We start from the raw sequence: 7,299 nt of genomic DNA, 5'->3' as shown, positions 1-7,299 counted from the left end.
GAAATGGTCACCGACGAGGAACGCGACTACATGTGGGCCGAATACGCGAAGGACCCGCGTATGCGCGCCAACATCGGCATCCGCCGCCGCCTGGCACCCCTCCTCGACAACGACCGCAACCAAATCGAGCTGTTCACGGCTCTGCTGCTCTCCCTGCCCGGCTCGCCGATCCTCTACTACGGCGACGAGATCGGCATGGGCGACAACATCTGGCTCGGCGACCGCGACGCCGTCCGCACCCCCATGCAGTGGACCCCCGACCGCAACGCGGGCTTCTCGCCCTGCGACCCCGGACGGCTCTACCTCCCCACGATCATGGACCCGGTCTACGGCTACCAGGTCACCAACGTCGAGGCGTCCATGTCCTCGCCGTCGAGCCTGCTGCACTGGACCCGGCGCATGATCGAGATCCGCAAGCAGAACCCCGCCTTCGGACTCGGCACCTACACCGAACTGCAGTCCTCCAACCCTGCGGTCCTCGCCTTCCTGCGGGAACACGGCGACGATCTGGTGCTGTGCGTGCACAATTTCTCCCGGTTCGCGCAGCCGACCGAGCTGGATCTGCGGGCCTACGACGGGCGACACCCGGTCGAGCTGATCGGCGGGGTGCGCTTCCCGGCGATCGGTGAACTGCCCTATCTGCTGACCCTCGCGGGCCACGGCTTCTACTGGTTCCGGCTCACCCGAGTCGCATCCCGCATCGGCCGCCGCTGAGCGCCAGGCGCCGAGGAAAGGACGCGTGACCATGCCGAAGACCATCACCCTCTCCCCCCGCGCCGTGACCGACGCGGGACGGCGGCCGTCCTCGCTGCGCGGCCTGCTGCTCGAATGGCTCCCCGAACAGCGCTGGTTCGCGGGAAAGGACCGGCCGGTCACCGATCTCACGGTGCTGTCCATGACCGAGCTGTTCCCGGGCTGTCTGCATCTGCTGGTGAACGCCTCGCACGCGCCGCTGCCCACTCCGGGCGGCACTCCCCCGCCCGGCGACTGCTACCAACTCCTGCTCGGCCTGCGGGAGGAGATGGCACCGCGGCTGGAGCGGGCCTTCATCGGGCGCGCCGAGGAGGGGCCGTTCAAGGGCCTCGCCGTCTACGACGCGCTGCACGATCCGCGCTCGGCGCATCTGCTGCTGGAGCGGCTGCGCCGCCCCGGCCAGGCGGGCCCGCTGCGCTTCGAGACGGACCCGGCCACCCGGGTGCCGGGCGGGCTGGCGCCCCGGCTGCTGACCGCCGAGCAGTCCAACTCCTCGATCGTGTACGGCGACTCGTACATCCTGAAGGTGTTCCGCCGTATCCAGCCGGGCGTCAACCCGGATCTGGAGGTGCCGGGCGCGCTGGCCGCGCAGGGGTGCGCGCGGGTACCCGCGCCGGTGTCCTGGTTCAGCACGACGAGCCCGCATCCGGCGACGCTGGGTGTGCTCCAGCCGTTCCTGCCGGACGCCGCCGACGGGTGGACGCTGGCACTGCGCGCGCTGGCCGACGGCCATGACTTCACCGCCGAAGCGCGGGAGTTGGGCAGTGCCATGGCCGAGGTGCATCTGGCCCTCGCCGAGGCGTTCCCCGTCGCCGGTCCCGGCGAACGGGGCCGTACGGCGGAGCAGATGTGCGCGCGGCTGGACGCGGCCGCGCGTGCGGTCCCCGGACTGCGGCCCCATGCGCCGGGACTGCGGGCGGCGTTCGCGGCGCTGGCCTCCTGCGACTCGGGGCCGCCGGTGCAGCGGGTGCACGGCGACCTGCACCTCGGCCAGGTGCTGCGGGCCGGCCGCGACTGGTTCGTGATCGATTTCGAGGGTGAGCCGTCCCGTCCGCTGGACGAACGGCGCGCCCCGCAGTCCCCGGTGCGTGACATCGCCGGGATGCTGCGCTCCTTCGACTACGCGGCCCGGCAGCGCCGCCCCTGGCGACCCGACTGGGCGCTGCGCTGCCGGGACGCGTTCTGCGCGGGCTACACGGCCCGCGCAGGGTGGAACCCACGCGAGAAGCACGCGCTGCTGCGCGCGCACGAGACGGACAGGGCGGTGTACGAGGTGCTGTACGAGGCGAGACACCGGCCGGACTGGCTGCCGGTACCGATGGCCGCGATCGAGCGACTCGCCGCGTGGGGAGGCTGACATGGCACTGCGCGACGCCTCTCCCCCCGAAGCCGCCGGCCCGCTGCGCGCCCTCGCGCCGCCGCTCGACGCCGCCGACCGCGACCGTCTGCTGGGCGGCGCCCACCACGATCCGCACGCCCTGCTCGGCGCGCACCCGGTGTCCGGGGGCGTGCTCTTCCGGGCGCTGCGCCCCCACGCCCGCGCGGTCCACGTCGTCGTGGACGGCGAGCGGGCCGCCCTGGAGTCGGAGGGCGGTGGCCTGTTCGCCGCCGTCCTGCCGTACCGGGAGATCCCGTCGTACACGCTGCTCGTCGCGTACGACGACGGCGAGCAGGAGGTGCACGACCCGTACGCCTTCCTGCCCGCGCTCGGTGAGCTGGATCTGCATCTGATCCGCGAGGGCCGCCACGAGGAGCTGTGGAAGGCGCTGGGCGCGGAGCCGATGACGCACGAGGGGGTGGCGGGCACCCGGTTCACGGTGTGGGCGCCGAACGCCCAAGGCGTGCGCGTGGCCGGGGAGTTCACGTTCTGGGACGGCACCCAGTACCCGATGCGCTCGCTGGGCGCGTCCGGGGTGTGGGAGCTGTTCCTGCCCGGCATCGGCGAGGGCACCCGGTACAAGTTCGAGATCACCTCGCGCCACGGCCACCGCTTCCTCAAGGCTGACCCGATGGCCCGTGCCACCGAGGTCCCGCCGGACACGGCGTCGGTGGTCGCGGTGTCGCGGCACGAGTGGCACGACGCGGAGTGGATGGCGCACCGCGGGGACACTCCTGTGCACCGGGCGCCGTTCTCGGTGTACGAGGTGCATCTGCCGTCCTGGCGACCCGGGTTGACGTATCGCCGGCTTGCGGACGAACTCCCGGCGTACGTGAAGGAGATGGGCTTCACGCACGTCGAGCTGATGCCGGTCGCCGGGCACCCCTTCAGCGGGTCGTGGGGCTACCAGGTGACCTCGTACTACGCGCCCACCCCGCGCCTCGGTTCGCCCGACGACTTCAAGTACCTGGTGGACCGGCTCCACCAGGCGGGCATCGGCGTGATCATGGACTGGGTGCCCGCGCACTTCCCCAAGGACGACTGGGCGCTGGCCCGCTTCGACGGCGAGCCTCTCTACGAGCCCGGCGACTCCCGGCGCGCGGAGCACCCGGACTGGGGGACGTACGAGTTCGACTTCGCGCGGACCGAGGTGCGCAACTTCCTCGTGGCGAACGCGGTGTACTGGTGCGAGGAGTTCCACATCGACGGGCTGCGCGTGGACGCGGTCGCCTCGATGCTCTACCTCGACTACTCGCGCGACTCCGGGCAGTGGGAGCCGAACGTCTTCGGCGGCCGCGAGGACCTGGGTGCGGTGGCCTTCCTCCAGGAGATGAACGCCACCGTCTACCGGCGCTGCCCCGGGGTGGTGACCATCGCCGAGGAGTCCACCGCCTGGGACGGTGTGACCCGGCCGACGGACAGCGGCGGTCTCGGGTTCGGGCTGAAGTGGAACATGGGCTGGATGCACGACTCGCTGGAGTACGTGCAGAAGGAGCCGGTGCACCGCAAGTACCACCACCACGAGATGACCTTCTCGATGGTGTACGCGTACAGCGAGAACTACGTCCTGCCGATCTCCCACGACGAAGTGGTGCACGGCAAGCAGGCGCTGGTGTCGAAGATGCCGGGCGACTGGTGGCAGCGGCGCGCGAACCACCGTGCCTACCTGGGCTTCATGTGGGCCCATCCGGGCAAGCAGCTGCTGTTCATGGGGCAGGAGTTCGCGCAGGGCGGCGAGTGGTCCGAGGCGCACGGGCCGGAGTGGTGGCTGCTGGACGAGGGCTACTGCGCCGCGGGCGATCACCGGGGCGTCCAGGATCTCGTGCGGGACCTGAACGCGCGGTACCGGGACACCCCGGCGCTGTGGCAGCGGGACACCGACCCGGGTGCCTTCCGCTGGGTGCTGTGCGACGCGGCCGACGACAACGTGTTCGCGTTCCTGCGCTACGACGAGACGGGCACCCCGCTGCTCGCGGTGTCGAACTTCTCCCCCGTCGTCCGTCACGACTACGCCCTCGCCGTGCCCGGCGAGGTCCCGGCGTGGCGGGAGGCGCTGAACACGGACGCGGCCGAGTACGGCGGCGGCGGTGTGGCCACCGGCGCGGCCGACGGGCTGAAGCCGGAGGACGGGATGCTGCGGCTGACGCTGCCGCCGCTCGCCACGGTCTGGCTGACGCCGGCGGGCTGAGCCGCGGCGGTACATGGGCGACGAGGGGCGGCCGGGGTCTCGACGACTCCGGCCGCCCCTCGCGTCGTACCCGCGTGGCGACCCCGTGGACGCGGTCCTCATATGCACGCGGAAGGGCGGTTCACGGGGCCCACCGGGCGCCCGAAGATCATCGCTCGATCACGAGTTTCCGCTTCCCCTCACCGGAAGCGCTCACCTGGGCTAGATTCGTGCACCGCCGACACAGAGCCGATCGGCGGAGTCACCCTCGGTACATACCAGGAGCAGCGCCATGCGCGACGTCGCCCTCGCTCCAGCAGCGGTCCCGCCTCTCACCGGCGGGCTCGCGGACACCGTCTTCGAGACCGCGGACCGCAGTCCCGGGCTGCCCCTGCTCGCGTGGCGCAAGAACGCCGCCGCGACCGTGTGGGAGGAGGTCACCGCCGCCGCGCTGCGGGACGAGGTGGTCGCCCTGGCCAAGGGGCTGGTGGCCGCCGGGATCTCACCGGGCCACCGGGTGGCCCTGATGGCCCGCACCCGGGTCGAGTGGACGGTGCTGGCGCACGCCCTGTGGACCGTGGGCGCGGAGATCGTCCCGATCCATCCGACCTCCTCGCGGGAGCAGGTGGAGTGGATCCTGCGGGACGCCGCCTGCGTCGCCGTGGCGGTGGAGGACGAGCAGGGGATCATGACCGTCGGCACGGTGTGCGCGGCGCTGCCCCGGCTCAAGCACGTCTGGCAGCTCGACGCGGGCGCGCTGGGCGAACTGGCCGAGCGCGGCGCGGAGATCCCGCTGACGACGGTGGAGTCGCTGCGCCGGATCGTGCTGCCGGACTCCACGGCGGCCATCGCCTACACCTCCGGCACCTCGGGGCGTCCGCTCGGCTGCGCGCTGAGCCACCGGAGCCTGGCCTACCCGTGCGACGTGCTGCTGGCCGGCTGGGGGTACACCGCGGGGCCGCCCGGTGAGCAGCCCTCGGTGCTGGCGTTCCTGCCGTTCTCGCACGTGTACGGGCTCATGATCATGCAGATGTGCCTGCGGGGCGGCTTCCTGATGGCGCACGAGCCCGCGATGACCGAGGAGGCGCTGGCCTCGGCGCTGGCCACGTTCCGGCCGACGTACCTCTACGGCGTGCCGTCGGTGTTCGAGAAGCTGTACAAGACCTTCCTGCGCACCGCCCAGCAGGCGGGACGCGGGCCGGTGTTCGAGCGGGCGGCGGAGACGGCGCGGGACTTCGCGGAGGCCCAGGAGCGGGCCCGGCTCGGCACCGGACCGGGGCCGGGACTCGACCTGCGGCTCCAGCACGCCCTGTACGAGCGGACGGTGTACCGCAAGCTGCGCGCCGCGCTTGGCGGCCGGGTCCAGCGCGGCACCTCGGGCGGCTCCTCGCTCAGCCGTGATCTGTCGCTGTTCTACGAGGGCATCGGGCTGTACCTGCACGACGGTTACGGTCTGACCGAGACCAGCGGCGGGATCACCATGCAGCCGGTGGGCCGGGAGAAGACGGGGACGGTGGGGCTGCCGCTGCCGGGCACCGAGATCGCGGTGGCCGACGACGGGGAGATCCTGGTGCGCGGTCCGTCGGTGTTCCAGGGCTACATGGGCGACGAGCCGCGCACGCGGGCCGCGCTGCGCTCGGGCTGGCTGGCCACCGGGGACATCGGACGGCTGGACGGCGAGGGGTATCTGACGATCACCGGCCGCAAGAAGGACGTGCTGGTCACGAGCAGCGGCAAGAGCGTGGCCCCGGCCCCGCTGGAGCAGCGGCTGCGGGAGCATCCGCTGGTGCACCAGGCGGTGGTGGTCGGGGACGACCGGCCCTGTGTGGGCGCGCTGATCACGCTGGACCCGGACTTCCTGGCGCACTGGCGGACCGCGCTGGCCTTCCACGGCGAGCCGGGCGGCCGGGAGGCCCGCGAGGAGAACGCGTTGCGCGAGGAGCTGGCGCGGGCGGTGGCCTCGGCCAACAGCGCGGTCTCGCGCGCGGAGTCCATACGGGTCTACCGGGTGCTCCCGGAGCCGTTCGCGCCGGACAACGGGCTGCTGACACCGTCCCTGAAGCTGCGCCGGGACGCCATCGTGCGGCACTACGCGGCGGAGATCGACGCGATGTACGAGGCCCGCTCCCGGGCCGCGCGGCGCTCGCGCCCGCAGGAGCCGGCCGACTGGGACGACTCGGACAACGTGTTCCGCTAGCCTCCGCCGCCGTCCGGCGTGGTGTGTCAGCAAGGGTGCGCGGCCCGGGCGGCAGGTGAATGATCACCGGTCGCCGGGTGGACGCGTAGTCCGGTGAGCGATGGGAACCCGCAGCAGCGTAAGTGACCGGTCAAAACGACCGCTCCGGGTTTCCGGGGCCGGGGACACGAAATGGCGAGCGAGCCGCGCTGGGACGGGACACCGCCCTCACAGGAGACGCACGAGCGTGTGTTCTCCTTCCCGGGCGAGCTGTCCAACGTGACCGGGGCACGGCTGGCCGCCGAGCAGTTCCTGCGCTCCCTGTCGTCCGACACACCGCCCCGGGCGCCCGAGTACTGGGACGACATCCTGCTGGTGGTCACGGAGCTGGCGGCCAACGCCATCCAGTACGCGCCGGGTCCGTTCGGGCTGCGGCTGCGCCGTACCTTCGACGGGGTGCACGTGATCATGCGGGACACGAGCACGGTCCGGCCCGAACCGCGGCCCTTCCGGCCGAGCACGGGCGGGGGCGGCATCGGCTGGCATCTGCTGCACACGCTGTGCGACCAGGTGAGCGTGGTGGTGGACGAGGACGGCAAGGACATCCACGCGTTCCTGCCCTGGTGAGGCCCGTGGTCCGCGCCCCGGCGGGATCCGGTTGCCGCCGCGGTCCCGGGGGCAGGGTGATGCCCAGGGGTGCGGCTGATGTTCGACTGGCTGCCCCGCCCGGCTGGCACAACGGCCCACGGCGCGGTGGGATCGGTGTGTGTGGTGGCAGCGGTGCAGGGCAGGCGGACGGCAGTCGGGCCGGTCTTCCGGGAGCCG

Annotated in this window: 5 protein-coding genes; all 5 read left to right on the top strand. The window is 72.4% G+C overall.

Annotation, left to right across the window (positions count from 1 at the left end; all coding sequences use genetic code 11):
* Positions 1–714 (top strand): alpha-glucosidase C-terminal domain-containing protein (locus tag ACWEEU_RS09595; RefSeq protein WP_451730463.1); only part of this gene is annotated, 714 nt, incomplete at its 5' end.
* Between the two features lie 31 nt (positions 715–745).
* Entirely contained in the window at positions 746–2,110 is a 1,365-nt protein-coding gene (locus ACWEEU_RS09590) for a maltokinase N-terminal cap-like domain-containing protein (RefSeq protein ID WP_385751245.1), read from the top strand.
* Position 2,111: 1 nt separating this feature from the next.
* A complete protein-coding gene (gene glgB, locus ACWEEU_RS09585; protein ID WP_451730460.1) occupies positions 2,112–4,319 on the top strand; it encodes a 1,4-alpha-glucan branching enzyme in 2,208 nt (735 codons plus the stop codon).
* A 271-nt stretch (positions 4,320–4,590) separates the two neighbouring features.
* The gene (locus ACWEEU_RS09580) at positions 4,591–6,495 is read left to right on the top strand and encodes an AMP-dependent synthetase/ligase (protein WP_385748509.1); all 1,905 of its coding nucleotides are present in this window, start codon (positions 4,591–4,593) and stop codon (positions 6,493–6,495) included.
* Between the two features lie 171 nt (positions 6,496–6,666).
* On the top strand, positions 6,667–7,101 hold the full coding sequence (locus tag ACWEEU_RS09575; RefSeq protein ID WP_385748512.1) for an ATP-binding protein: 435 nt from the start codon (positions 6,667–6,669) through the stop codon (positions 7,099–7,101).
* The last annotated feature ends 198 nt before the right edge of the window (positions 7,102–7,299 follow it).

The sequence above is a fragment of the Streptomyces sp. NPDC005004 genome (genome assembly GCF_053600675.1).
Note: the sequence above shows the minus strand (reverse complement) of the source record. Positions and strands in the feature narration are given on the sequence as shown.

Bases quoted from the DNA above. Each gene is read 5' to 3' on its own strand.
- ACWEEU_RS09590 (WP_385751245.1), top strand. From the start codon at position 746: ATGCCGAAGACCATCACCCTCTCCCCCCGCGCCGTGACCGACGCGGGA.
- glgB (WP_451730460.1), top strand. From the start codon at position 2,112: ATGGCACTGCGCGACGCCTCTCCCCCCGAAGCCGCCGGCCCGCTGCGC.
- ACWEEU_RS09580 (WP_385748509.1), top strand. From the start codon at position 4,591: ATGCGCGACGTCGCCCTCGCTCCAGCAGCGGTCCCGCCTCTCACCGGC.
- ACWEEU_RS09575 (WP_385748512.1), top strand. From the start codon at position 6,667: ATGGCGAGCGAGCCGCGCTGGGACGGGACACCGCCCTCACAGGAGACG.